We start from the raw sequence: 25,901 nt of genomic DNA on the forward strand, positions 1-25,901 counted from the left end.
TGCCGGCGAAGGTTTAAGCCGCGCCATCAATACCCGACAGTAAACCGCTGACGGGAGTGCTTCGGCGCTTCCACTTCATCCAACATCGCAATCGCATAATCAGCAAACGTAATCCAGCTGCGCCCCGCCCCGCTCACCAGCAAATCATCCTTGCCAACCCGGAACGTGCCCGTACGCTCACCTTCGACAAACTCCGCCGAGGGCGACAAGAAGGTCCAGTCCAGTTCCTGTTCCTTGCGCAGGTTTTCGAGAAACAACGCACCGGCACTGGCCTCTGCCTTGTATTCCGCAGGGAAGCCTTCGCTGTCGATGACGCGGGTGCCGTCCGGCAGCAACAGCGAACCGGCACCGCCCACCACCAGCAGACGTTTCACCCCGGCGTTCTTCACCGGCATCACAACGGCAGCGGCGGGAATCGTGGCGAAATGTGCCGCGCTGATAACCACATCATGCCCCGTCACAGCGGCTTGCAAGGCGTCGCCATCCAGCACGTCGACATTCTTGCTGACCACCCCGGCACGCTGGCCGATTTTCGACGTATCGCGCGCGATGGCCGTAACGCTATGACCACGACGCAGGGCTTCTTCCAACAGTTGGCTGCCGGCACGGCCGGTGGCACCGATGATTGCGATGTTGCTCATGACGTTCTCCAGTGTGGATCAGTGTGAGTGGGTGAATCGGGTTACCACTTCATCTCGCCCTTGGCGACTTTGGCGCTCAGCTCCAGCGAGCTTTCTTCGCCCAGTTTCGGGTAGCGTTTTTTCATCGCGGCGATCAGCGCGGCGGCGTCTTTGGCCTTGGCGGTTTCTTCGTCGAAGGCTTTGATGTAATCCGCGGTGAACTGCACCGCGGCCAGGGAGCGGGCACTTTTGCCAAGGTAGTGACCCGGCACGAGGGTGTGCGGTTTCAGGGTTTCGATGGAGTGCAGCGTAGCCAGCCAGTCAGCGTGGGACTGCGCGGTTTGGGTATCGGCCATCCACACGTGAATGTTTTCTGCGACGACCACGCCACCGACCACTGCCTTGATCGACGGGATCCACACAAAGGTGCGATCCGGTTGCTTGCCCTCAAGACCTACCACCTGCAACTTCTGCCCTTCGAGCATCAGGCTGTCGCCCTTGAGTACGTCCGGCACCATGGTTTTGGCCGGCACGTCGGCACCCATTTTCGGCCCCCAGAACGCCAGTTTGCCGTCGACGGTTTGCTTGATGTGGTCCACGGTCGGTTGCGAGGCGAGCACCTTGGCGTTGGGGAACGCGGCGGTCAGGGTGTCGAGGCCGAAGTAGTAATCCGGGTCACCGTGGCTGATATAGATGGTGGTCAGTTGCTTGCCGCTGGCGCGGATTTTTTCCACCACTTGCTCGGCCTGGGATTTGCCGAATTGCGCGTCCACCAGAATCGCGTCTTTCTCGCCGCTGACCAGCACCGACGTCACCGGGAAGATCGCTTTCTCGCCGGGGTTGTAAACATCCAGCGTCAGCGTCGATGCCGCCGCTTGGGCCGCGAAACCGAGGGTGGCCGTGGCCAGCAAAATACGCTTGAGGTTGAAACCGATCATCTGTTGCTCCGTTGTTTGATAGACGCCCTTTGTGTAGGAGCCGGCTTGCTGGCGATGGATTTGAAGACGCCGCGTTTATCCAGGAACTACGCGTTATCAACACCGCCCGCAGCAAGCCGGCTCCTACAGAATATGGACAGAGCTTAGTTGCCTTATTCATTACAAAAAATGCGATGCTTAGACATAGTTTGTTTCTGAAAGCGGGCAAATCATGGATCGTCTACAAGCAATGCGCGTATTCGTCACGGTGGTCGACCTCGGCAGCCAGTCGGCCGCCGCCGACCACCTGGACCTGTCGCGGCCGGTGGTTTCGCGGTATCTGGCGGAACTGGAAGACTGGGTTGGCGCGCGCCTGATGCATCGCACCACGCGTAAATTGAGCCTGACCGCCGCCGGCAGTGAAATCCTGCCGCGCTGTCGGCAGATGCTCGACCTGTCCACGGACATGCAGGCCGCCGTCAGCGAGCCGGACGATGCGCCGCGCGGCCTGCTGCGGATCAGCGTCAGCACCTCGTTCGGCCAGGCGCAATTGGCGGATGCGATGGCCGCCTACGTCAAACGTTACCCCGGCGTCAGCATCGACCTGCAGATGCTCGACCGCACGGTGAACCTGGTGGATGAGCGCATCGATCTGGCGATTCGCACCAGCAATGACCTGGACCCGAACCTCATTGCGCGGCGGCTGACGGTCTGCCGCTCGGTGATCTGCGCCGCCCCCGCTTACCTGCAGGAACACCCGACGCCAATGCGGGTGGAAGACCTGAGCCAGCACAACTGCCTGACCCACTCCTACTTCGGCAAAAGCCTGTGGCATTTCGAGCAGGACGGCGAACCGGTCTCGGTGCCGGTGCAGGGCAACATCAGCGCCAACGAAGCGAGCACCCTGCTGCGCGCAACAATCGCTGGTGCCGGGGTGGCTATGTTGCCGAGTTATCAGGCGGGTGTGCATATCCACAGCGGCGAACTGATCCGCCTGCTGCCCCAGGCCGAACCGCGCCAGATGAACATCTACGCGGTGTATGCCTCACGCAAGCACATGCCGGCGGCATTGCGCAGCGTGCTGGATTTTCTGGTGCTCAGGTTTCCGGAAGAACCAGAGTGGGATGCAGGATTGTAGATACGCCCCCCTGTAGGAGCCGGCTTGCCGGCGATGGTCGTTAACGATAACGCGGGCTTACCGGATGAACGCGGTGCCTTTACGTTCATCGCCAGCAAGCTGGCTCCTACAGGGGGTAATGCATGACTGGCAACTCACTGCCGCTGACCTATGCTGAACTTAGTACCGAAGGGTATTCGTTCAGAGGTCAACGCCATGAACACGAAAACAAGAAGATACCTCGCCATTTTCATCACCTGCGCGGTGACGCTGGCGCTGTACGGCACCGCGGCGTGGCGCGTTGAGCAATTGCGAAACCTGCCCCGTGAGTACGCGAGCTGCAACTTCGAGCGCTGCATTCCCCACAACGCGACCCTCAACGCCCTCCGGTGATGAAGGGGATCAGGCCTCGTTGTCCTGATCGGCCTTCAAGCGGTCGCGAAACGCCTTGGGTGAGATCCCCACACGACGCCGGAACAGGCGCGTGAAGTTGGTCGGATCGGAAAACCCCAACACATCGGACATTTCATAAATGGTCATGCTGGTGTAGGTCAGCAAACGCTTGGCCTCCAGCAATTGCCGCTCGTGCATGATCTGCAACGCCGGTTGTCCCGCCAATTCACGGCACGTGCCGTTGAGGTGCGACACCGAAATCCCCAGCCGATGCGCCAGGTCTTCGACCTTGACGTGCTGGCGATACGTCTCTTCCACCAGTTGGATAAACCCGTTGAGGTATTCCCGCGCACGTTGCGGACGCTGACTGGCCGAGCGACGCTGCAACGCCTGCCGGCTGACCCACACCATGATCACGCTGACCAGCGAATGCATGAGCATTTCCCGGGCCGGTTGATGACCGGTGTATTCGGTTTGCAGCGCAGAAAACAGACTGTTGAGGTACTCGCTGTCGTTGCCGGCCGGATAACTTTCGGCCTGGGCCAGAGCATTCACCGAGTTGCCCAGTTGCGCCTGAAGATGGGCGACCAGCGGCGCGGCGAGGGTCACGACAAAGCCTTCGACATCCTCGGAAAAACGATAACCGTGCACCGATAACGGCGGCAGAACCAGGATCGCCGGTTCGCCCAATTGCGTACGTTTGCCTTCGATTTCAAGCTCTGCCTGACCTTTGAACACGAAGAGTAATTGGCATAAATCGGCGTGGCGATGGGGTTTGATTTCCCACTGGTGTTCGCGGCTGCGTTTGGAAATGGTTTCACAGTGCAGCAAGTCCGGGGTCGGCCAGTCCAGGCTTTCACCGTAGAGCTTGAACACCGGTATCGAAGGCAGGGCAGGCTTGTTCATAACTTCAATCCAGGCCTCGGGAAGTGACGGGCGATAATCGCACCGATTGGCAGAAAGTACAGCTATCGGCTCAGTTTTCACCTTCAATTGACAGACCCGCAAGTGAAAAATGCAAGCACTCGATCCATAAAAATAATTCACCGACGCAGGTCGTGTGGAGCTTGCGAGTCATAAAAACAATGAAAACACTGAAAACCCAAGTCGCCATCATTGGCGCCGGCCCCTCCGGTTTGCTGCTCGGCCAATTGCTGCACAACGCCGGTATCGACACCCTCATTCTCGAACGCCAGACCCCGGACTATGTGCTCGGGCGAATCCGTGCCGGTGTCCTCGAACAAGGCATGGTAGAGCTGCTGCGTCAGGCCGGCGTTGGCCAGCGCATGGACGCCGAAGGACTGGTTCACGGCGGCTTCGAACTGGCCCTCGACGGGCGCCAGGTGCACATCGATCTGCACGCCCTGACCGGGGGCAAAACCGTGATGATCTACGGGCAAACCGAGGTCACTCGCGACCTGATGGCCGCTCGTCGGGAGGCCGGCGCGCAGACGATCTATGAAGCCGGCAACGTCGTGCCTCACGGCATGAAAACCGATGAAGCGTTCGTGACGTTCGAAAAGGACGGCGAAACGAATCGGCTCGATTGCGACTACATCGCCGGTTGCGACGGTTTCCATGGTGTAGCGCGGCAATCGATTCCCGCCGAGAACCTGAAGGTGTTCGAACGGGTTTATCCGTTCGGCTGGCTGGGGATTCTTGCCGACACGCCACCGGTTCACGATGAGTTGGTCTACGCCCGTCACGAGCGCGGTTTTGCCCTGTGCAGCATGCGCTCGGCGACTCGCACCCGGTATTACCTTCAGGTGCCTGCCGACGAGGCTGTCGAGAATTGGTCCGATCAACGCTTCTGGGATGAGCTCAAATCCCGGCTGCCTGCTGCGCTGGCCGAGTCTTTGGTGACCGGGCCGTCCATCGAAAAAAGCATCGCGCCGTTGCGCAGTTTCGTGGTCGAACCGATGCAATACGGGCGGATGTTTCTGGTCGGCGACGCGGCGCACATCGTCCCGCCGACCGGCGCCAAAGGCCTGAACCTGGCGGCCAGCGACGTCAGTACGTTGTTCAATATCCTGCTGAAGGTTTACCGCGAAGGCCGTGTCGATTTGCTGGAGAAATACTCGGAGGTCTGCCTGCGCAGGGTCTGGAAAGCCGAACGATTTTCCTGGTGGATGACCTCGATGTTGCACCGCTTTGACGATCACGATGCGTTCAGCCAGCGCATCAGCGAGTCGGAGCTCGATTACTTCGTGGACTCCGAGGCGGGTCGGAAAACCATTGCAGAAAATTACGTCGGGCTTCCTTATGAGGCTATCGAATAGCCTGCTACCGACTTACACTGGCGAGCATCCCCGCTCGCCCTTGCCTCCTGCGGGACCCTCACTGCCCGCAGGTTCTCCCGTGACCAATCTCAACCAGCCTGAAACGCCCAAACCGGCCATCCGGAGCGTGCTGATCGCCCTGATGCTGGCCATCTTTCTCGGGGCGCTGGATCAGACGATCGTCGCTGTATCGATGCCCGCCATCTCCGCGCAGTTCAAGGACGTCAGCTTGTTGGCCTGGGTGATTTCCGGCTACATGGTGGCGATGACCGTGGCCGTGCCGATCTACGGCAAACTCGGCGACCTGTACGGTCGGCGCAAGTTGATGCTGTTCGGCATGGGGCTGTTCACGATTGCTTCGTTCTTCTGCGGCATGGCCCAGAGCATGGAGCAACTGGTGCTGGCGCGGATTCTTCAGGGCATTGGCGCCGGCGGGATGATTTCGGTCAGCCAGGCGATCATCGGCGACATCGTGCCGCCTCGCGAACGCGGTCGTTATCAAGGCTATTTCAGCAGCATGTACGCGGTGGCCAGCGTCGCCGGCCCGGTACTCGGCGGTTACATGACCGAATACCTGTCCTGGCGCTGGGTGTTCCTGATCAACCTGCCGCTGGGCCTTGGCGCCTGGCTGGTCGCCCGTCACACCCTGGTCGGGCTCCCGGTGCCGCAGCGCAAACCGATCATCGATTACCTCGGCACCGTGTTGATGATCATCGGTTTGACCGCCTTGTTGCTCGGCATTACTCAGGTCGGCCAGGGGCATTCGTGGCGCAGCACCGAGGTGCTGGGTTTGCTGGGTTGTGCGGTGGTGGTCCTGGCGTTGTTCGTCGGGCATGAGCGCCGTGCACGGGAGCCGTTGCTGCCGATGCACCTGTTCGCCAACCGCAATGCGATCCTGTGCTGGTGCACGATTTTCTTCACCAGTTTCCAGGCGATTTCGTTGATTGTGCTGATGCCGTTGCGCTTCCAGAGCGTGACCGGCGCCGGGGCCGACAGTGCCGCGCTGCACCTGTTGCCACTGGCCATGGGTTTGCCGATCGGCGCGTATTTCGCCGGGCGCCGAACCTCGGTGACCGGGCGCTATAAACCGATGATTCTCGCGGGCGCCCTCCTCATGCCGATCTCGATCCTCGGGATGGCGTTCAGCCCGCCACAGGCGGTGGTGCTCAGCAGTCTGTTCATGGTGCTCAGCGGGATCGCCTCCGGTATGCAGTTCCCGACGTCATTGGTCGGGACGCAGAACTCGGTGGAACAACGGGACATCGGCGTGGCGACCAGCACCACCAACCTGTTCCGCTCCCTGGGCGGCGCGGTGGGCGTGGCGTTGATGTCGGCGTTGTTGCTGGCATTGCTGCAAGACTCGAGTTTCGCCCATCTGGCAGGTTCGACGCTGATTGCCGAGGGCAGCTCCGGGAACGTTTTGCTGGACGGCCTGAACGCCGCGCCGGGGGATGCGCAGAACGCCTTGCGCGCCGAGCTGCTGCTGACCTTCCGGCATTTGTTGATGGTCAGTGCGGCGGTGTCGTTGCTTGGGTTGGCGGCGGCGATCGCCATGCCGAACCGGGTGTTGCGTGGGCGGGAGGACAAGGCTCGGTAGTTGAACCGAGTCGCGGCCTTCGCGGGCAAGCCTCGCTCCTACAAGAGCCATGCAAACCTGTAGGAGCGAGGCTTGCCCGCGAAGACGTCATCCCATGTGATAGAGATTCAAGGGCTGTAATACCCCACAGCCACCAGAAAATGCCCGACCTTCTTCAGGTACGCATGCTTGTCCTCGACCTTGCCGGTCACCGGATTTTTCCACCGATACGCGTATTCGCCATAATCCTGCCCGGCCATCAACGCCAGGATCGGCTCACCGACCGGTTTGCCTTCAGGGTCCTTGATCTTGCCGAAATCGGTATTGATCAAGCGCAGATTTGTACCGTGGGCGACGTAACGCTGGGTATCCAGATCAATGACGAACACATACAAGTCATCCTGCAAATAACCGCCCTTGAGCGAGTTGATCGACGTGAGCGTGCCCTTCTCGTCCTTGGCCAGATCGGTCGCCGCTTTGTTCAGCAACGCCATCGCCTGCTCCGCCGACGCCCGTGGCAAGTAGTAACCCACCGCCAGAATCCGCTGGCCGACCCGTTGGTAGAACACATGCTTGCGTTCGACCTTGCCGTCGGACCAGTTCTGCCAGCGATATTCCGCTTGCTGAATGCCATTGCCCTCCGGCACTTTCAATGCGTCCTTGAACGCCTTCTGCAAATCCGGCCCGAGCACATCCGACACATCACGCCCGATCAGCGCCGAAGAAGGCCCACCGCTGGCGAGCATCACGCCTTTGGTATCGAGCACAAACACGTAGCGGTCCTTGTCGACAAACTCGCCCTGACGACTGAAGGCCGCGAACGCCTTGTCGCCATTGTCGTGGTAATAGGCCAGGGCTTTTTCCAGCAAGGCGATGGCGGCCTGGCTGTCGTCCTTCTCGGTCCCGGCGGCTTGCGCCTGCCCCAGGCACAGCAACAGCATCCCGCCCAGCAGGGCCAACCTGTGCAAAAACCCCATTGCGCATCCCTCGTTCTCTTCGGTGTTTGAAGAGCGTAGACGGCAATGGGGTATGTATGGATATTCAGCGAACCGCAGTCTGCAAAATGGTATTGCAGCGCATTACCGCGCCTTCAGCCTCAAGGCCTGGCCCGCAACTGCTGCTGCAAATTCTGAATCTGCGCCTGAAGTGTGTTGATGTTGCGGGTGACCTGGCTACGGAAGGCGTCGAACTCGGCGGTACTGGATGGGCCTGACGCGGCAGCCGGGCGGTTGTCCTGCTCGCTTTTGAGCACGATCAGGTCTTGTTCCAGGCGTTCGATGGCGGCGCTCGGGTTGCCTTGTTTCTTCAGCGCGGTGATGTCGGCGCCGAGGCTTTTTAGCTGGGCTTCGAATTTTTCAGTGTCCGCCGGGGCGCTTTTCAGGGCGGCCAGTTCGCTGCTCAGGGCTTTGACCTGGGCCTGCAATTGCGTGTTGGCGGTCTGGTGCTCGGTGTTCTGGGCGGTGGCTTGCGCCAGGCGCTTGTCCAGATCGGCGGTTTGCGCAGTCATTTGCGCCAGACGCTTGTCCAGGTCCGACGTCTGGCCGGCAACGCCCTGCTGCTGTTTGCTCTGGTCCTGGAGTTTGCTTTCCAGCTGCCTGATTTGCAGTTTCAGCGCTTCGCTGTCGCTGGTGACGTTGGTCTGACTGGCGACCACCTTGCCGGAAATGTCCTGCAAGCGTCCCGCTGCATCCTCACTGATACGCGCGAAACTTTCCTGGGTCGCCACCAGTTGCTGTTCCATCAGCGAGATCTGCTGAAAGCTCCACCACGCAAGGCCGGCGAACGCAAAGAACAAGGCGCCGACCAGCGCCCACAACGGACCGGTGCTGGCCGCCCTGACCTTGACTACCGGCGGCGTGCGCGAATGCACGGCGGTGCGGGCGGTGGGCACAAAATCATCATCGTCGAGGCTGTCGGCACGCAGGCTCGGTACATCGTCGAAGTCGTCGTTGGCATCGTTACGCATGGACATTGAGTCAACCTTTGTGGAACGCGGTGATGGCTTGATGGGGCGAAGTATAAACCCGTCAGCCGCATCGATTGACCCTGAACCCCACTCTGCGTTCAGTAACGGGATTTGTCAGTGAATGTCCTGAGCCTTCCACCAGCCGCAGAATTCATCGAGGGCCGTCCAGAGACTGACCTTCGGGTCGTAGTCCAGATAATGCCGCGCGCGGCTGATGTCCAGGGTGAAATTTTTGTTCATCACTTGCATGCCCAGGCGCGACAGGGTCGGCTCTGGACGACCCGGCCACAGCTTGCACGCGCCCTCGTTAAGCGCCGCCACGGCATAGGCCAAGCCGTAGGAACGGTAGCGGGTCACCTGTGGGACGTCCATTTTGCGCATGACGTAATTGACCACGTCCCACAACGGAATCGGCGTGCCGTTGCTGATGTTGTAGGCCTTGCCCAAGGCCGAACCGCTGGCCAGCAAGCTGCTGAGCAACGCTTCATTGAGGTTTTGCACGCTGGTGAAATCGACCTTGTTCAAACCGTTTCCGATGATTGCCAGGCGACCTTTGCGTTGCATGTTCAGCAGTCGCGGGAAGATGCTCATGTCACCGGCACCGGTCACGAAACGCGGGCGCAGGGCCAGGGTTTCGAGGCCGAACTCCTGGGCGCCGAAGACCTTTTGCTCGGCCAGGAATTTGGTCGCGGCGTAGGGATGCTTGAAGCGCTTGGGCACCTGCTCTTCGGTCAATCCGAGGTGATCGCGGCCGTCGAAGTAGATCGACGGCGAGGACAAATGCACCAGTCGCCGCACGCGTTGCTTCAGGCAGGCTTCGACCACGTTTTCGGTGACCTGCACGTTGCCTTGATGAAAGTCCTGATAACGTCCCCACACGCCGACAGCACCGGCGCAATGCACCACGGCTTCGACATCGGAACACAGATCGCGCGCCAGTTGCGGGTCACTCAAGTCGCCCGCAATGAACTCGGCGCCACGGCGCACCAGATGTTCGACGCTTTCGGCCCGGCGACCGTTGACCCGCACGTCCAGGCCCTGCTCCAGGGCGAAACGCGCAAAGCGCCCGCCGATGAAGCCGCTTGCGCCGGTGACCAGAATCTTCATGTAGTGCTCCGAATATTTCGTTTTGCGTAGTGCGTGAGGTCTTGACGCTGCCGGTCAGGTCAACGGCACCAGCCATTGCTTCGACGAGCGCACCAATTGATCGGTCAGCAACCCCAGCAACTGACCGCCATTGCGCCAATGATGCCAGTACAGCGGCACATCGATGGGCTTATCTGGCAAAAGCTCCACCAGAACGCCGCGCTCAAGTTGCTCGCGCACCTGCAATTCCGGCACCAGTCCCCAGCCGAGACCGGCTTCCGTCAGGCGAATGAAGCCTTCGGATGACGGGCATAAATGGTGTTCGAAACCGCCGTCTACGCCGAGGGACGCGAGGTAGCGATGCTGTAGGAAATCGTCCGGGCCAAAGACCAGCGCCGGCGTTTTCGACAACTGATCGGCGCGAACGCCATGCGGAAAATGCCGGGCGATGAACGCCGGGCTGGCCAGCGCGCGATAACGCATGGCACCCAACAGGACGCTGCGCGCACCCGCCACCGGACGTTCGCTGGCACAGACACACGCCGCCACTTCGCCTGCACGCATGCGTTTGAGGCCGACGGTCTGGTCTTCGACCACCAGGTCGAGCAGCAAATGTTGCTCGGCACAAAAGTCACCGACCGCCTCGGCCCACCAGGTGGCAAGGCTGTCAGCGTTCAGTGCGATGCGCAGACGTTCCGGCAAGCCTTCTTCATCCAGCGCCGGCACCAGCGTTTGCAAGTCCCGCTCCAGCAAGCGCACCTGCTGCACGTGGTTGAGCAAGCGCCGGCCGATTTCCGTCGGCGCCGGTCGCGCCATCCGCACCAGCACCGGTTGGCCGACCCGCGCTTCCAGCAGTTTGATGCGCTGGGAGATCGCCGATTGCGACAAGCCGAGCACCTTTGCGGCACGTTCAAAACCGGCCTGCTCGATCACGGCGGCCAACGCAGAAAGCAATTTATAGTCGAACATCAGTTTTCCTAATGAGCGATCAGCATGATTGATTTTTCTTATACAGGTTAGCAGCAGAGAATGCGCGGCAAGAACTCTTGAACAAGGATTACCGACATGGCTGGCGAAACTTCACTGGCAACACTGCTACGCAGCATGAGCCCGCAACTCAACGCTGGCGAATACGTGTTCTGCACCCTGCGGGACGGTCAATTGCCATCGAACCTTGAGATTGTCGGCAGCTTTCGCGAGCAGGAAGGTCTGACGGTGATTCTGGAACGTTCCCACGCAGAACGGGCCGGTTTCAGCTTCGACTACGTCGCAGCCTGGATCACCCTCAACGTGCATTCGGCCCTTGAAGCCGTCGGCCTGACCGCCGCGTTCACCACCGCGCTGGGCCAGGCCGGGATCAGTTGCAACGTGATCGCCGGTTACTACCACGACCATTTATTCGTCGGCCAGGCCGATGCCGAACGCGCCCTGCAAGTGTTGCGGGATCTGGCAGCCAACGCGGAGTAAAACTTATGTGGCAAAGCTATGTGAACGGCCTGTTGGTGGCCGCGGGGCTGATTATGGCGATCGGCACTCAGAACGCGTTTGTGCTGGCCCAGAGCCTGCGACGTGAACACCACCTGCCGGTGGCAGCGCTCTGCGTGACCTGCGACGCGTTGCTGGTGGCGGCCGGTGTATTCGGTCTGGCGACCGTGCTGGCGCAAAACCCGACATTGCTGGCCATCGCTCGCTGGGGCGGCGCTGCGTTTCTGCTGTGGTACGGCAGCCTCGCGCTGCGCCGGGCCTGCTCGAAGCAAAGCCTGCAACAGGGTGAAAACCAGACGGTCCGTTCACTGCGCGCGGTGATGCTCAGCGCCCTGGCGGTGACCTTGCTCAACCCGCATGTTTATCTGGATACCGTTTTACTGATTGGCTCCCTTGGTGCGCAACAAACCGAGCCCGGGGCTTATGTTGTCGGCGCGGCCAGCGCTTCGCTGCTTTGGTTTTTCACGTTGGCGCTGGGCGCCGCATGGTTGGCGCCATGGCTGGCTCGACCAAGCACATGGCGGATCCTTGATTTGTTGGTGGCCATCATGATGTTCGCTGTAGCCGGCCAACTGATCATCGCTACCTGATATTCCAAATGGCTCTGGAACCTCTATTCCACACAGTTGTTGCGTGGTTATGCCGCACCCCCGGTGCTATGATCCGGTTCGATGCGCCGCAAAGAGTACAAACTCCCCGGCGCTTGTCTGGCCGCCCGTGATCGGCCTTGCGCTCACCGCAACTGACCTGATTAGGAGAATCATCATGGCTTTCGAATTGCCGCCGCTGCCTTACGCACACGATGCCCTGCAGCCGCACATTTCCAAGGAAACCTTGGAATACCACCACGACAAGCACCACAACACCTACGTCGTGAACCTGAACAACCTGGTGCCAGGCACCGAGTTCGAAGGCAAGACCCTGGAAGAGATCGTCAAGTCTTCCTCGGGCGGTATCTTCAACAACGCCGCTCAAGTCTGGAACCACACTTTCTACTGGAACTGCCTGGCGCCAAACGCCGGCGGTCAACCAACCGGCGCACTGGCTGAAGCCATCAATGCTTCCTTCGGTTCGTTCGACAAGTTCAAGGAAGAATTCAGCAAGACTTCCATCGGCACCTTCGGTTCCGGTTGGGGCTGGCTGGTGAAAAAGGCTGACGGCTCCCTGGCCCTGGCCAGCACCATCGGCGCCGGCAACCCGCTGACCAACGGCGACACCCCGCTGCTGACCTGCGACGTCTGGGAACACGCCTACTACATCGACTACCGCAACGTTCGTCCGAAATACGTCGAAGCGTTCTGGAACCTGGTCAACTGGAAATTCGTGGCTGAGCAGTTCGAAGGCAAAACCTTCACCGCTTAAGCTCGACGCCAGTCAAAAAACCCGGCTTTTGCCGGGTTTTTTTATGGGTCTGGAAACGTACAAAGCCAGGTGTTCCCGTAGAACGGGTCGGCTGTCAGGCCGTCATCGCCAGCAAGCCGGCTCCTACAGGGGGTGGGTACAGCCGCGAAAGCAGGTTGGCTGTCAGGCCGCCATCGCCGGCAAGCCGGCTCCTACAGGGGGTGGGTACAGCCGTGGAAGCAGGTTGGTTGTCAGGCCGTCATCGCCGGCAAGCCGGCTCCTACAGGGGGTGGGTACAGCCGCGAAAGCAGGTTGGCTGTCAGACCGCCATCGCCGGCTAGCCGGCTCCTACAGGGGGTGGGTACAGTCGTGGAAGCAGGTTGGTTGTCAGGCCGTCATCGCCGGCAAACCGGCTCCTACACAAGCAGACTCGCGCCCACCACCCGCTTCTCACCACTCATCAGGCCGAGCGTTAGCTCGCCTTCAGCTTTTGATCTGAGCGCCCCTTCGGGAGGCCGAGTGGAGGTTCTGCGCAGTGGGCAACCCGGCATGGATGCCGGGTTAGCCGCCCCCGGCCATGGATGGCCGATGGCGGCGGGCCCACGGAGCAGGACCGGAGCGAGGGAACGCCGAGGCTAAGCGAGGGGCCGGACGCTGGGGCAAGACTTTTTGGTTCCTTTTGTGGCGTTTGACAAAAGGGACTCGCCGTAAGGGCGAAACCATAAGCGGCCGTTACCGCAGGAATGGATATGTACACCCCAAAAAAATGGTCCGCCATGACGCCGCCATCGCCGGCAAGCCGGCTCCTACAGGGAAACAAGTTGAATCCATAGAGGGCCGATTTCCGATAATGAAACCAGTCTTCCCCCCCTTGCCCCAACGCCATACCCGTCTACCATCAACCAAATGGAAAATAAGTCCAAATCCCCCTCAAGTTGAAGGACTCGACTACCGACACAGTACTAATAGGGCAAATACTCCAGGCAACAGCATTTCGGCCAACCCACAGGCAAATTCCCCTGTGTTTGATTGTCCCTTTGACTGCCATCACCGGATTGCCAATACTCATGGCAACTTGATGCTACCTGCACGGAACAAGGAATGACTCTTTGAAGCTGGAACTCAAGAACAGCTTGTCGGTGAAGTTGCTCCGGGTCGTGCTCCTGTCGGCATTGATCGTCGGCGTGGTCTTGAGCTGCGCGCAGATCGTTTTCGATGCCTATAAAACACGCCAGGCCGTGGCAGGCGATGCCCAGCGCATCCTCGACATGTTCCGCGACCCCTCGACCCAGGCCGTCTACAGCCTGGACCGGGAGATGGGTATGCAAGTGATTGAAGGCCTGTTTCAGGACGACGCCGTCCGCCAGGCCTCCATCGGCCACCCCAATGAAGCCATGCTGGCGCAAAAATCCCGCGAGTTGCAGCAATCCAGCAGCCGCTGGCTGACCGACCTGATCCTCGGCAAGGAACGCACCTTCACCACTCAACTGGTGGGTCGCGGCCCGTACAGCGAGTACTACGGCGACCTGAGCATCACCCTCGACACCGCCACCTACGGACAAGGGTTCATCGTCAGCTCGGTGATCATCTTCATTTCCGGGGTATTGCGCGCCCTCGCCATGGGGCTGGTGCTGTATCTGGTCTACCACTGGCTCCTGACCAAACCGCTGTCGCGGATCATCGAGCACCTGACCGAAATCAACCCGGACCGCCCCAGCGAACACAAGATTCCACAGCTCAGGGGCCACGAGAAAAACGAACTGGGCATCTGGATCAACACCGCCAACCAGTTGCTCGAGTCCATCGAGCGCAACACCCACCTGCGCCACGAAGCGGAAAACAGCCTGCTGCGCATGGCCCAGTACGACTTCCTCACCGGCCTGCCGAACCGCCAGCAATTGCAACAGCAACTGGACAAGATCCTCGTCGACGCCGGCAAACTGCAACGCCGGGTCGCGGTGTTGTGTGTCGGCCTCGATGACTTCAAGGGCATCAACGAACAATTCAGCTATCAGACCGGTGACCAACTGCTGCTGGCGCTGGCTGATCGCCTGCGGGGCCACAGCGGTCGCCTTGGCGCCCTCGCCCGACTGGGCGGCGATCAGTTCGCCCTGGTTCAGGCCGATATCGAACAACCCTACGAAGCCGCCGAACTGGCGCAAAGCATTCTCGATGACCTGGAAGCGGCATTCGCCCTCGATCATCAAGAGATTCGCCTGCGCGCCACCATCGGCATCACCCTGTTCCCCGAGGATGGCGACAGCACCGAGAAGCTGCTGCAAAAAGCCGAGCAGACCATGACCCTGGCCAAGACTCGCTCGCGCAACCGCTACCAGTTCTATATCGCCAGTGTCGACACCGAAATGCGTCGCCGTCGCGAACTGGAGAAGGACCTGCGCGACGCGTTGATCCGCGACCAGTTCTACCTCGTCTACCAGCCGCAGATCAGCTACCGCGATCATCGGGTGGTGGGCGTCGAAGCATTGATTCGCTGGCAACATCCCGAACACGGACTGGTGCCGCCGGACCTGTTCATCCCGCTGGCCGAGCAGAACGGCACCATCATTGCCATTGGCGAATGGGTGCTGGATCAGGCCTGTAAACAATTGCGCGACTGGCATGACCAGGGCTTCACCGACCTGCGCATGGCGGTGAACCTGTCCACGGTGCAATTGCACCACGCCGAGCTGCCGCGGGTGGTCAATAACCTGCTGCAAATGTACCGCCTGCCACCGCGCAGCCTGGAGCTGGAAGTCACCGAAACCGGCCTGATGGAAGACATCAGCACCGCCGCCCAGCATCTGCTGAGCCTGCGTCGCTCCGGTGCGTTGATCGCCATCGACGACTTCGGCACCGGCTACTCATCGCTGAGTTACCTGAAAAGCCTGCCGCTGGACAAGATCAAGATCGACAAGAGCTTCGTACAAGACCTGCTCGATGACGACGACGATGCAACCATCGTTCGGGCCATCATCCAGTTGGGCAAGAGCCTTGGCATGCAGGTCATTGCAGAGGGGGTGGAAACCATCGAGCAAGAGGCCTACATCATTTCCGAAGGCTGCCACGAAGGTCAGGGCTACTTTTACAGCAAGCCACTGCCGGCGCGAGAACTGGGCGCCTATCTCAAGCAGGCCCAACGCAGCAACGCGGCTATTTTGTAGGGTTCCTGTAGGAGCGAGCCTGCTCGCGATGAACTCCAAGGCGACGCATTCTTTCAGTCTGCACGCGTTATCGTTCACGTTCATCGCGAGCAGGCTCGCTCCTACAAAGTGCAACATCCGCTATCTGAATAAGAAATATTTCCAAGAACAACTCTTTACACATAATGCGAAAGATTTGCATTATGTCGCAGTTTTGCGCGCTAGCTGCGCCATTCCACCCCCTCTCGAAGCAGGATGTTCGCCATGATTCGTATGCCTCTGGCTACCGCCAGTCTGTTGGCCATCGCTATTTCCCTCGCCGGTTGTGGCGAAGGCAAAGACAAAGCTGCCGCCCCAGCGCCTACGCCAGCCGCCACTACCACGGCCCCGGCCGCTGCGCCTGCGCCAGCTGCTGCCGGCAAAGTCGACGAAGCCGCTGCCAAAGCCGTTGTCGCGCATTACGCCGACATCGTCTTCGCCGTTTACAGCGATGCCGAATCCACCGCGAAAACCCTGCAAACCGCCGTCGACGCCTTCCTCGCGAAGCCGAACGCCGACACCCTGAAAGCCGCCAAGGCTGCCTGGATCGCTGCTCGCGTTCCTTACCTGCAGAGCGAAGTGTTCCGCTTCGGCAACACCATCATCGACGACTGGGAAGGTCAGGTGAACGCCTGGCCACTGGACGAAGGCCTGATCGACTATGTCGACAAATCCTACGAGCACGCACTGGGTAACCCGGGCGCCACCGCCAACATCATCGCCAACACTCAAGTTCAGGTCGGCGAAGACAAGATCGACGTGAAAGACATCACCCCGGAAAAACTCGCCAGCCTGAACGAGCTGGGTGGTTCCGAGGCCAACGTCGCCACCGGCTACCACGCCATCGAATTCCTGCTGTGGGGCCAGGACCTGAACGGCACCGGCCCTGGTGCCGGCAACCGTCCAGCCTCCGACTACCTGGAAGGCAAAGGCGCCACCGGCGGTCACAACGATCGTCGTCGCGCTTACCTGAAGTCCGTGACCCAACTGCTGGTCAGCGACCTGGAAGAAATGGTCGGTAACTGGAAGCCGAACGTGGCCGACAACTACCGCGCCACCCTGGAAGCGGAACCTGTGGATTCCGGCCTGCGCAAAATGCTGTTCGGCATGGGCAGCCTGTCCCTGGGCGAACTGGCGGGCGAGCGCATGAAGGTTTCCCTGGAAGCCAACTCCCCTGAAGACGAACACGACTGCTTCAGCGACAACACCCACAACTCGCAGTTCTACGATGCCAAAGGCATTCGTAACGTGTACCTGGGCGAATACACCCGTGTCGACGGCACCAAAATGACCGGCGCCAGCCTGTCCTCTCTGGTGGCCAAGGCTGACCCGGCGGCCGACACCGCGCTGAAAGCCGACCTGGCTGCGACCGAAGCCAAGATGCAGGTCATTGTCGATCACGCCAACAAGGGTGAGCACTACGACCAGTTGATCGCTGCCGGCAACACCGCTGGCAACCAGATCGTTCGTGACGCCATCGCTTCGCTGGTCAAGCAGACCGGTTCGATCGAAGCTGCCGCTGGCAAGCTGGGCATCAGCGACCTGAACCCGGACAACGCTGATCACGAATTCTGATCAACGCTGGCTGAATAAAAAAGGCGACCTCCGGGTCGCCTTTTTCATGCCAGCCCAACACCGCCCCTTGTAGGAGCGAGGCTTGCCCGCGAAGACGGCGTCACATTCAACGACAGTGGCGACTGGTACACCGCTTTCGCGAGCAAGCTTCGCTCCTACAGGGGATCGTGGTTTGCAGGAAAACCCTGCCCCACATCAACCAAACGATAATTCCTCTTATTCAATCTCCCCTGCCCTGTTAGACTTTGCGCCCTTGTTTTGCTCGTCTTGCAGGATGTCTGATGCCCTCGCTGCCTCTTCGCTTGTCCGCACTGTTTCTGGCCCTGGGCCTGAGTGCCTGCGATGACGCCCCGCGTTTTACCCAGGCCGAACCCGGTGAAGCCAGGTCCGGTGGCAGCGCGACCGTGCGCAAGACTGATCAGAACGCCTTCTCCCTGCCCTCCGCCAACCTGCCGCCGTCACGGCGCGTGGATTTCAGCGTCGGCAACAGCTTCTTCCGCAACCCCTGGGTGATCGCCCCGTCGACCACCACGGCCCGCGACGGCCTCGGCCCACTGTTCAACACCAATGCTTGTCAGGGCTGCCATATCAAGGACGGTCGCGGTCACCCGCCTGCACCTGATGCGGTGAATGCCGTTTCGATGCTGGTGCGCCTGTCGATACCCGATTCACCAACCTACGCCAAAATCATCGAGCAGCAAGGTGTCGTGCCCGAGCCGGTCTACGGCGGCCAGTTCCAGGACATGTCGGTGCCCGGCGTGGTTCCGGAAGGCAAGGTTCGGGTTGATTACACGCCGGTGCCGGTGCGTTTCAAGGACGGCACCGAAGTCGAGTTGCGCAAGCCGACATTGCAGATCACCCAACTCGGCTACGGCCCGATGCACCCGGACACGCGTTTCTCCGCGCGCGTCGCCCCGCCAATGATTGGCCTTGGGCTGCTCGAGGCGATCCCGGAAGAAGCGATCCTCGCCAATGCCGCCGCGCAGGCCAAAGAGAAAAACGGCATCAATGGCCGACCGAACCAGGTCTGGGATGACGCACAACAGAAAACCGTCCTCGGCCGATTCGGCTGGAAGGCCGGGCAGCCGAACCTCAATCAACAGAACGTTCACGCGTTTTCTGGTGATATGGGCCTCACGACCAGCCTGAGACCCTTTGATGACTGCACCGACGCGCAAACCGCCTGCAAACAGGCGCCGAACGGCAACGGCCCGGTCGGCGAACCGGAAGTCAGCGATAACATTCTGCGTCTGGTGCTGTTCTACAGCCGTAACCTTGCCGTACCGGCTCGCCGCGATGTCGGCACACCGCAAGTGCTGGCCGGCAAGAGCCTGTTTTTCCAGGCTGGATGCCAGTCCTGCCACACACCGAAATACACCACCGCCGCCAACGCGGCAGAACCTGAACTGGCCAATCAAGTGATTCGCCCTTACAGCGATCTGCTGCTGCACGACATGGGCGACGGCCTGGCCGACAACCGCAGCGAATTCCAGGCCAGTGGCCGCGACTGGCGCACGCCGCCGTTGTGGGGCATCGGCCTGACGCAGGCAGTCAGTGGCCACACCCAGTTCTTGCATGACGGCCGCGCCCGCAATCTGCTCGAAGCCGTGCTCTGGCATGGCGGCGAAGCAAAAGCGGCCCAGCAACAGGTTTTGTCTTTCAATGCCGAGCAGCGCGCGGCGTTGCTGGCGTTTTTGAATTCCCTTTAAACGTATTCCTTAGCGGGAGCCCTAAATGTTCCGTCCCAAGTTGTTGTTCACCAGCCTTGCCGCACTCGCCCTCGGCGCCTGCTCACCGCAGGATCCGCAGGCTGTCACGTCGGCGGCCATCGCCAAGTCGGTGATCCTGCCGACCTACACGCGCTGGGTTGAAGCCGACCGCCAGTTGGCCGTCAGCGCGCTGGCCTATTGCGAAGGCAAGGAAAACCTCGACACCGCCCGTGCCGATTTCCTCCATGCGCAGAAAGCCTGGGCCGAGCTGCAACCGTTGCTGATCGGGCCGCTGGCCGAAGGCAATCGCGCCTGGCAGGTGCAATTCTGGCCGGACAAGAAAAACCTGGTGGGCCGTCAGGTCGAGCAACTGGTGACCGCGCAACCGCAGATCGATGCCACCGCCCTGGCCAAATCCAGCGTTGTGGTGCAAGGCCTCTCGGCCTACGAATACATCCTCTTCGACAGCAAACCTGACGTGGCCAACGAGGCGCAAAAAGCCAAGTATTGCCCTCTGCTGAAAGCCATTGGCGAGCGTCAGAAACAGCTGGCCGAAGAGATTCTGCAAACCTGGAACAACACCGACGGCATGCTCGCGCAGTTGAGCAAATTCCCGAACCAGCGTTACGCCGACTCCCACGAAGCGATTGCCGATCTGTTGCGTGTACAGGTCACCGCTCTCGACAGCCTGAAGAAAAAACTCGGCACGCCGATGGGCCGCCAGACCAAGGGTGTGCCGCAACCATTCCAGGCTGACCAGTGGCGCAGCCAGTCGTCCCTGACGAGTATGGAAGCGAGCCTCGCCGCCGCCAAAACCGTGTGGGAAGGCGTCGACAACAAAGGCCTGCGCGGCTTGCTGCCAAGCGAGCAGAAACCCTTGGCCGACAAGATCGACGCCGCCTACGCCGCGTCCCTGAAACTGTTCGCCAGCAACCAGCGTTCGCTGACTGAAATGCTCAACGACGACGCCGGTCGCCAGCAGCTCAACGACATCTACGACAGCCTCAACGTCGTCCACCGCCTGCACGAAGGCGAACTGGCCAAGGCGCTGGGCATCCAACTGGGCTTCAACGCCAACGACGGTGACTGATGAGGGCGAGTGCCATGCTGCGACGACAGGCTCTGACGTTAGGTAGTTTGCTGCTGGGAGCAGTGACACTGGGCGGCTGGACGCTGTTCAAGCAAAAGGACAAGAGCCCGCTGCTGCTCTCGGCGCGGGACGATGGCGACGGCAAGCACTACGCCGTCGGTTATCGGCTGGACGGTACGCGGGTGTTCGCCACCCAGGTCGGCCAGCGCTGCCACGACATCATCAACCACCCGACGCTGCCGATCGCGCTGTTCGTCGCCCGGCGTCCGGGCACCGAAAGTTACCTGATCGATCTGCGCGACGGCACGCTGCTGCAAACCGTGGCCTCGCAACCGAACCGGCACTTCTACGGTCACGCGGTGATTCACCAGAGCGGCGACTGGCTGTACGCCACCGAGAACGACACGTCCGATCCCGGTCGCGGCCTGCTCGGTGTGTACAAGTTCGAAGGCGAGCGTCTGGTGCACAGCGGCGAGATTTCGACCCATGGCATCGGCCCGCATCAGGTGTCGTGGATGCCCGATGGCGAAACCCTGGTGGTGGCCAACGGCGGCATTCGCACCGAGGCTGAAAGCCGCGTCGAGATGAACCTCAACGCCATGGAACCAAGCCTGGTGCTGATGCAGCGCGACGGTACATTGCTGAGCAAGGAAACCCTCGCGCAACAGATGAACAGCGTGCGGCACCTGGGGATCGCCAGTGATGGCACCATCGTCGCCGGTCAACAATTCATGGGGCCGTCCCATGAGTCATCGGAGCTGTTGGCGATCAAGCGTCCAGGGCAACCGTTCGTGGCGTTCCCGGTGCCCGAGCATCAGTTGCAGGCCATGGGGCATTACACCGCCAGCGTCGCGGTGCACAGTGATTTGCGCCTGGTCGCGTTGACGGCGCCACGGGGCAATCGCTTTTTCATCTGGGACATGGACAGCGGTGAAGTGCGCCTGGATGCGCCGCTTCCCGATTGCGCCGGGGTGGGTGCGGTGGCCGACGGTTTTGTCGTGACCTCGGGTCAAGGCCGATGCCGGTACTACGATTGCCGCCAGACAAACCTTGTTGCAAAACCCCTCGAACTGCCTGCGGGGCTCTGGGATAACCACCTGCACCTCATCTGACTGCCCCGCTCTTGTAGGAGCTGAGCTTGCTCGCGAAGGCGGTGTGTCAGGCACATCCATTTTGCATGTGCCGCCGCTTTCGCGAGCAAGCTCTGCTCCTACAGGTTTTGCGGTGGCCTGTAAAAAGTGGCAGTTGGAATACCCGGCACACTCGGAGTAATGTGCCCGACTGTCTCACCTGATTTTCTCCAAGGAAGTGGAAATATGCTGCGTCGCCGCATGCTGATCATGTTGGGTGTTGTTTTGCTGATCGTGCTGGTTCTGGCCGGTTACAAAGCCTTCTCCATCTACACGATGATTCAAGGCTTCGCTGTGCCGAAACCGCCGATCAGCGTCGCCGTGGCTACTGCTACCGAGCAACCGTGGCAGGAACGCCTGCCTACCGTCGGCACGCTCAAGGCGCTGCAAGGCGTGGACCTGAGCCTGGAGACCGACGGCACCGTCATCGATTTGCAGTTCGAGTCAGGGCAGAAGGTCAAGGTAGGTCAACCACTCCTGCGCCTCGACAGCGCCGTGGAAAGTGCCTTGCTGGAAACCGCCCAGGCCGACCTCGGGCTGGCCCAGCTCGATTACGGTCGCGGTAGCCAACTGGTGGGCAGCCAGGCCATTTCCAAAGGTGAATTCGACCGACTTTCGGCGGTGCTGAAAAAAAGCAAAGCCACGGTCAATCAACTCAAGGCTGCACTCGGCAAAAAAAGCATCGTCGCCCCCTTCAGCGGGACCATAGGCATTCGGCAGGTGGACGTTGGCGACTACCTTGCCAGCGGCACCATGATTGCCACCCTGCAAGACCTCAGCAGTCTCTACGTCGACTTTTTCGTGCCCGAACAGTCGGTGCCGAAGATCGCCATCGGCCAGCCGGTTGAAATCATCGTCGCGGCCTACCCGGCGCAGACCTTCCCCGGCACCATCAGCGCGATCAACCCGAAAATCGAGAACAGCACGCGCAACATGCAGGTCCGCGCGACCCTGGCCAACCCCGACGGCAAACTGTTACCGGGCATGTTCGCCAGCCTGCAGGTGATGCTGCCCGACCCACAGCCGCGCATCGTCGTGCCGGAAAGCGCGATCACGTACACGCTGTACGGTAATTCGTTGTACGTGGCTGCGCAGAAAAAAACCGAAGACGGCAGCATCGAAAAAGACGACAAGGGCCAACCGATCCTGATCGCCGAACGCCGTTTCATCGAAACCGGCGAGCGACGCGATGGGCAGGTGATGATTACCAAAGGCGTGAAGAACGGCGAAAAAGTGGTCACCGCCGGCCAGATCAAACTGGACAACGGTGCGCACATCGCCATCAGCGACGACAAGACCCTGGCCGAGAAGAACAGTCAGCCGCGCGCTGACTGATCAAGGAACCCCCAATGGCTTTTACCGACCCGTTCATCCGCCGCCCGGTGCTCGCCACCGTGGTCAGCCTGTTGATTGTGCTGCTGGGCTTTCAGGCCTGGAGCAAGCTGCCGCTGCGCCAATACCCGCAAATGGAAAACGCCCTGATCACGGTGACCACCGCGTACCCCGGGGCGAACGCCGAAACCATTCAGGGCTACATCACCCAACCGATGCAACAGAGCCTGGCGAGCGCCGAGGGCATCGACTACATGACCTCGGTCAGTCGCCAGAACTTCTCGGTGATCTCGATCTACGCGCGCATCGGTTCCAACAGCGACCGCTTGTTCACCGAGCTGCTGGCCAAGGCCAACGAAGTGAAAAACCAGTTGCCTCAGGACGCCGAAGACCCGGTACTGAGCAAGGAAGCCGCCGATGCTTCGGCGCTGATGTACATCAGCTTCTTCAGCAAGGAAATGAGTAACCCGCAGATTACCGATTACCTGTCGCGAGTGATTCAGCCAAAACTGGCGACCCTGCCAGGCATGGCCGAAGCCGAGATTCTCGGCAACCAGGTATTCGCCATGCGCCTGTGGCTGGACCCGGTGAAACTGGCGGGTTTCGGCCTCAGCGCCAGCGATGTGACCGATGCCGTGCGCAAGTACAACTTCCTCTCCGCCGCCGGCGAAGTGAAAGGCGAGTACGTGGTCACCAGCATCAACGCCAACACCGAGCTCAAATCCGCCGAAGCCTTCGCCGCGATTCCACTCAAGGTCGACGGTGACAGCCGGGTGCTGCTCAGCGATGTCGCGCGGGTCGAGATGGGCGCGGAAAACTACGACACCATCAGCTCCTTCGGTGGCACGCCCTCGGTGTACATCGGCATCAAGGCAACGCCCGGCGCCAACCCTCTGGATGTGATCAAGGAAGTGCGCAAGATCATGCCGGACCTGGAAGCCCAGTTGCCGCCGAACCTCAAGGGTGAAATTGCCTACGACGCCACGCTGTTTATCCAGGCCTCGATCGACGAAGTGGTGAAAACCCTGTTCGAAGCGGTGTTGATCGTGATCGTCGTGGTGTTTCTGTTCCTCGGGGCGCTGCGTTCGGTGGTGATCCCGGTGGTGACGATTCCGTTGTCGATGATCGGCGTGATGTTCTTCATGCAGATGATGGGCTACTCGATCAACCTGCTGACCCTGCTGGCGATGGTATTGGCCATTGGCCTGGTGGTGGACGACGCCATCGTGGTGGTGGAAAACATCCACCGTCACATCGAAGAAGGCAAGACGCCGCTGGATGCCGCCATTGAAGGCGCCCGGGAAATCGCCATGCCGGTGGTCTCGATGACCATCACCCTGGCGGCGGTCTACGCCCCGATCGGCTTCCTGACCGGCCTCACCGGGGCGCTGTTCAAGGAGTTCGCCCTGACACTGGCCGGTGCGGTGGTGATCTCCGGCATCGTCGCCCTGACGTTGTCGCCGATGATGTGCGCCTTTCTGCTGCGCCACGACGAAAACCCCAGCGGCCTCGCTCACCGGCTGGACCTGATTTTCGAAGGTCTCAAGCGCCGCTACCAGCGCATGCTGCACGGCACGCTCAACACGCGGCCGGTGGTGCTGGTGTTCGCGGTGATCGTGCTGTGCCTGATTCCGGTGCTGCTCAACTTCACCAAATCGGAACTGGCACCGGACGAGGACCAGGGCGTCATTTTCATGCTGGCCAGCGCCCCGCAGCCGACCAACCTTGATTACCTGAACACCTACACCGACGAGTTCGTCAGCATCTTCAAGGCGTTTCCCGAGTACTACTCCTCGTTCCAGATCAACGGCTTCAACGGCGTGCAATCGGGGATTGGCGGTTTCCTGCTCAAACCGTGGAACGAGCGTGAGCGCACGCAAATGCAGATCCTGCCTGCGGTCCAGAGCAAACTCGAAAGCATTCCAGGGTTGCAGATTTTCGGCTTCAACCTGCCTTCCCTGCCCGGGACCGGCGAAGGGCTGCCGTTTCAATTCGTCGTCAATACCGCCAACAATTACGAGTCGTTGCTGCAAGTGATGGACCGGGTGAAAAAACGCGCGATGGAGTCCGGCAAGTTTGCCTTCGTCGACGTTGACCTGGCCTTTGACAAACCCGAAGTCGTGGTCGATATCGACCGGGCGAAGGCCGCGCAGATGGGCGTGTCCATGCAGGATCTGGGCGGCACGCTGGCGACGTTGCTGGGCGAGGCGGAGATCAACCGGTTCACCATTGAAGGTCGCAGCTACAAAGTCATCGCGCAGGTCGAACGGCCCTTCCGGGACAACCCCGACTGGCTGAACAACTATTACGTGAAGAACACCAAGGGCGAACTGCTGGCCCTGTCGACCCTGATTACCGTGACCGACCGGGCACGCCCACGGCAACTGAATCAGTTCCAGCAGCTCAACTCGGCGATCCTGTCCGGGGTCCCGCTGGTGAGCATGGGTGAAGCCCTCGACGCGGTGCGTCAGATTGCCCGGGAAGAGGCACCCGCAGGTTTTGCCGTCGACTATGCCGGTGCATCGCGGCAGTACGTGCAGGAAGGCAGTGCGCTGTGGGTCACTTTTGCCTTGGCATTGGCGATCATTTTCCTGGTGCTGGCGGCGCAGTTCGAAAGCTTCCGCGACCCACTGGTGATTCTGGTGACCGTGCCGCTGTCGATCTGCGGCGCTCTGATTCCGCTGTTCCTCGGCTGGTCGAGCATGAACATCTACACCCAGGTCGGGCTGGTGACGTTGATCGGATTGATCAGCAAGCACGGGATCCTGATCGTCGAGTTCGCCAACCAGTTGCGCAAGGACAAGGGCCTGACGCCGCGCGAAGCGGTTGAGGAAGCAGCGGCCATTCGTCTGCGTCCGGTGCTGATGACCACCGCGGCGATGGTATTTGGCATGGTGCCGTTGATCATTGCCACGGGCGCGGGCGCTGTCAGCCGGTTCGACATCGGCACAGTGATCGCCACAGGGATGTCGATCGGGACGCTGTTTACGCTGTTTGTGCTGCCGTGCGTGTACACGTTGCTGGCTAAACCCGATAAACCATAAAAAGCTGTGTAGGAGCGAGGCTTGCCCGCGAAAGCGGTGTATCAGTTACCGATGATGCCGAC

At 60.6% G+C, this 25,901-nt stretch carries 21 protein-coding genes; 14 read left to right on the forward strand and 7 right to left on the reverse strand.

Going from position 1 to position 25,901, the window contains the following annotated elements:
* Positions 1-26 precede the first annotated feature (26 nt).
* Both KGA97_RS18305 and KGA97_RS18310 read right to left on the reverse strand, forming a co-directional pair.
* Entirely contained in the window at positions 27-641 is a 615-nt protein-coding gene (locus KGA97_RS18305) for an NAD(P)-dependent oxidoreductase (RefSeq protein WP_223481226.1), read from the reverse strand.
* A 41-nt stretch (positions 642-682) separates the two neighbouring features.
* Positions 683-1,558: an MBL fold metallo-hydrolase gene (locus KGA97_RS18310; RefSeq protein WP_223481227.1), complete on the reverse strand. Its 876-nt coding sequence runs from the start codon at positions 1,556-1,558 to the stop codon at positions 683-685.
* Between the two features lie 211 nt (positions 1,559-1,769).
* Here KGA97_RS18310 and KGA97_RS18315 point away from each other — a divergent pair, with 211 nt between their 5' ends.
* Both KGA97_RS18315 and KGA97_RS18320 read left to right on the forward strand, forming a co-directional pair.
* Complete coding sequence (locus KGA97_RS18315; RefSeq protein ID WP_202949197.1) at positions 1,770-2,675, forward strand: LysR family transcriptional regulator; 906 nt, start codon at positions 1,770-1,772, stop codon at positions 2,673-2,675.
* Positions 2,676-2,870: 195 nt separating this feature from the next.
* Positions 2,871-3,047: a hypothetical protein gene (locus KGA97_RS18320; RefSeq protein ID WP_008034333.1), complete on the forward strand. Its 177-nt coding sequence runs from the start codon at positions 2,871-2,873 to the stop codon at positions 3,045-3,047.
* Positions 3,048-3,056: 9 nt separating this feature from the next.
* Here KGA97_RS18320 and KGA97_RS18325 read toward each other — a convergent pair whose 3' ends face one another.
* The gene (locus KGA97_RS18325; protein WP_008042009.1) at positions 3,057-3,953 is read right to left on the reverse strand and encodes a helix-turn-helix domain-containing protein; all 897 of its coding nucleotides are present in this window, start codon (positions 3,951-3,953) and stop codon (positions 3,057-3,059) included.
* Positions 3,954-4,141: 188 nt separating this feature from the next.
* Here KGA97_RS18325 and pobA point away from each other — a divergent pair, with 188 nt between their 5' ends.
* Both pobA and KGA97_RS18335 read left to right on the forward strand, forming a co-directional pair.
* Positions 4,142-5,326 (forward strand): 4-hydroxybenzoate 3-monooxygenase, encoded by a 1,185-nt coding sequence (gene pobA / locus KGA97_RS18330; protein WP_223481234.1) that lies wholly within the window; start codon positions 4,142-4,144, stop codon positions 5,324-5,326.
* A 79-nt stretch (positions 5,327-5,405) separates the two neighbouring features.
* A complete protein-coding gene (locus KGA97_RS18335; RefSeq protein ID WP_223481228.1) occupies positions 5,406-6,923 on the forward strand; it encodes an MDR family MFS transporter in 1,518 nt (505 codons plus the stop codon).
* Between the two features lie 107 nt (positions 6,924-7,030).
* Here the strand turns inward: KGA97_RS18335 and KGA97_RS18340 are convergent, their stop codons facing one another.
* From KGA97_RS18340 to KGA97_RS18355, 4 genes are all read right to left on the reverse strand, one after another.
* Positions 7,031-7,879 carry a cache domain-containing protein gene (locus tag KGA97_RS18340; protein WP_223481229.1) on the reverse strand — a complete coding sequence of 283 codons (849 nt, stop codon included), beginning with the start codon at positions 7,877-7,879 and terminating at the stop codon, positions 7,031-7,033.
* 119 nt (positions 7,880-7,998) lie between these two features.
* The gene (locus KGA97_RS18345; protein ID WP_008042021.1) at positions 7,999-8,874 is read right to left on the reverse strand and encodes an ATPase; all 876 of its coding nucleotides are present in this window, start codon (positions 8,872-8,874) and stop codon (positions 7,999-8,001) included.
* A 108-nt stretch (positions 8,875-8,982) separates the two neighbouring features.
* Positions 8,983-9,975: an NAD-dependent epimerase/dehydratase family protein gene (locus tag KGA97_RS18350; protein WP_008034350.1), complete on the reverse strand. Its 993-nt coding sequence runs from the start codon at positions 9,973-9,975 to the stop codon at positions 8,983-8,985.
* A gap of 54 nt (positions 9,976-10,029) precedes the next feature.
* The gene (locus KGA97_RS18355) at positions 10,030-10,923 is read right to left on the reverse strand and encodes a LysR family transcriptional regulator ArgP (protein WP_008034351.1); all 894 of its coding nucleotides are present in this window, start codon (positions 10,921-10,923) and stop codon (positions 10,030-10,032) included.
* A gap of 96 nt (positions 10,924-11,019) precedes the next feature.
* Here KGA97_RS18355 and KGA97_RS18360 point away from each other — a divergent pair, with 96 nt between their 5' ends.
* The 10 genes from KGA97_RS18360 to KGA97_RS18405 all read left to right on the forward strand — a co-directional run bounded on the left by KGA97_RS18360 (position 11,020) and on the right by KGA97_RS18405 (position 25,839).
* Positions 11,020-11,421, forward strand: a complete 402-nt coding sequence (locus tag KGA97_RS18360; protein ID WP_223481230.1) for an ACT domain-containing protein — start codon at positions 11,020-11,022, stop codon at positions 11,419-11,421.
* Positions 11,422-11,426: 5 nt separating this feature from the next.
* Positions 11,427-12,029 carry a LysE/ArgO family amino acid transporter gene (locus KGA97_RS18365; RefSeq protein WP_223481231.1) on the forward strand — a complete coding sequence of 201 codons (603 nt, stop codon included), beginning with the start codon at positions 11,427-11,429 and terminating at the stop codon, positions 12,027-12,029.
* Positions 12,030-12,204: 175 nt separating this feature from the next.
* Positions 12,205-12,801: a superoxide dismutase gene (locus tag KGA97_RS18370; RefSeq protein WP_008034365.1), complete on the forward strand. Its 597-nt coding sequence runs from the start codon at positions 12,205-12,207 to the stop codon at positions 12,799-12,801.
* A gap of 1,088 nt (positions 12,802-13,889) precedes the next feature.
* Complete coding sequence (locus KGA97_RS18375; RefSeq protein ID WP_223450283.1) at positions 13,890-15,941, forward strand: putative bifunctional diguanylate cyclase/phosphodiesterase; 2,052 nt, start codon at positions 13,890-13,892, stop codon at positions 15,939-15,941.
* Positions 15,942-16,184: 243 nt separating this feature from the next.
* Complete coding sequence (locus KGA97_RS18380) at positions 16,185-17,534, forward strand: imelysin family protein (protein WP_008032101.1); 1,350 nt, start codon at positions 16,185-16,187, stop codon at positions 17,532-17,534.
* A gap of 281 nt (positions 17,535-17,815) precedes the next feature.
* Positions 17,816-19,243, forward strand: coding sequence for a di-heme oxidoredictase family protein (locus tag KGA97_RS18385; RefSeq protein WP_223481232.1), 1,428 nt, complete (start codon positions 17,816-17,818; stop codon positions 19,241-19,243).
* 25 nt (positions 19,244-19,268) lie between these two features.
* Positions 19,269-20,333 carry an imelysin family protein gene (locus KGA97_RS18390; RefSeq protein ID WP_008036511.1) on the forward strand — a complete coding sequence of 355 codons (1,065 nt, stop codon included), beginning with the start codon at positions 19,269-19,271 and terminating at the stop codon, positions 20,331-20,333.
* 14 nt (positions 20,334-20,347) lie between these two features.
* Positions 20,348-21,445, forward strand: coding sequence for a DUF1513 domain-containing protein (locus KGA97_RS18395; RefSeq protein ID WP_192228595.1), 1,098 nt, complete (start codon positions 20,348-20,350; stop codon positions 21,443-21,445).
* Positions 21,446-21,649: 204 nt separating this feature from the next.
* The gene (locus tag KGA97_RS18400; protein ID WP_223481233.1) at positions 21,650-22,798 is read left to right on the forward strand and encodes an efflux RND transporter periplasmic adaptor subunit; all 1,149 of its coding nucleotides are present in this window, start codon (positions 21,650-21,652) and stop codon (positions 22,796-22,798) included.
* Between the two features lie 14 nt (positions 22,799-22,812).
* On the forward strand, positions 22,813-25,839 hold the full coding sequence (locus tag KGA97_RS18405; protein ID WP_008036474.1) for a multidrug efflux RND transporter permease subunit: 3,027 nt from the start codon (positions 22,813-22,815) through the stop codon (positions 25,837-25,839).
* Positions 25,840-25,901: the final 62 nt, after the last annotated feature.

Origin of the sequence: Pseudomonas sp. BF-B-15, assembly GCF_019946675.1 — a bacterium.
Taxonomy (GTDB): Bacteria; Pseudomonadota; Gammaproteobacteria; order Pseudomonadales; family Pseudomonadaceae; genus Aquipseudomonas; species Aquipseudomonas migulae.